The organism is Oleiphilus sp. HI0086 (assembly GCF_001635225.1).
Genome location: NZ_LWFZ01000310.1, coordinates 1 through 761 on the forward strand (window position 1 = coordinate 1; position 761 = coordinate 761).

Genomic DNA, 761 nt, shown 5'->3' on the forward strand with positions numbered 1-761 from the left:
CAGAAAAGGTGGTTACGGTAAAACTGTCATCATCCAACACGGACAAAGCATCACCACTCTTTATGCTCACATGAATGGCTACGCACGCGGCATCCGCTCGGGCAAGCGCGTTAAGCAAGGCCAAATCATTGGCTATGTCGGTAGCACAGGACGTTCAACAGGGCCCCATCTTCATTATGAATTTAGAGTTAACGGTGTCCACAAAAACTCTCTAAAGGTGAAACTGCCACACGCGAGCCCTATCCCTAAAAAGGAGCTTGCTCGCTTTAAGAAAGCAACACACTCATACCTGGCACAGCTCGAGACCTTTTCAGAAAGTTATCAAGTCGCCTCTAATCAGTAAGTACAGATAGAGTCCCTGATATGGCAGACAAACTATATATAGGCGTCATGTCTGGCACCAGCATGGACGGAATCGATACCGTCCTTGCCTCAATATCTGAAAACAAAACCACCAGTATTGAATCATTTAGCGCACCATTTTCAAGCTCGCTTAAGTCGAAACTTCAGTCATTGTCACTACCAGGCGACAATGAGATAGACCGCCTTGGCGAAGCCAGTGTCGAGCTAGGTGAAGCTATTGCGGAAACCGTGAACGATTTACTCAAGAAAGCCAACAAGAATAGTAGCGATGTTTGCGCCATCGGTTGTCACGGACAAACAATCAGACACCGCCCTGAGTCAAGCAAACCCTTTTCACTCCAGATAGGCGACCCAAGTACAATCGCCCACATCACTAATATCACGACGATTACCGATTT

Annotated in this window: 2 protein-coding genes; both read left to right on the top strand. The window is 47.0% G+C overall.

Features of this window, described 5'->3' with window-relative positions; all coding sequences use genetic code 11:
* Positions 1-343, top strand: a 343-nt coding sequence (locus A3756_RS03900) for a M23 family metallopeptidase (protein ID WP_156490246.1), incomplete at its 5' end; no start/stop codon positions are given.
* Positions 344-363: 20 nt separating this feature from the next.
* A partial coding sequence (locus A3756_RS03905) for an anhydro-N-acetylmuramic acid kinase (RefSeq protein WP_197481152.1) occupies positions 364-761 on the top strand: 398 nt, incomplete at its 3' end.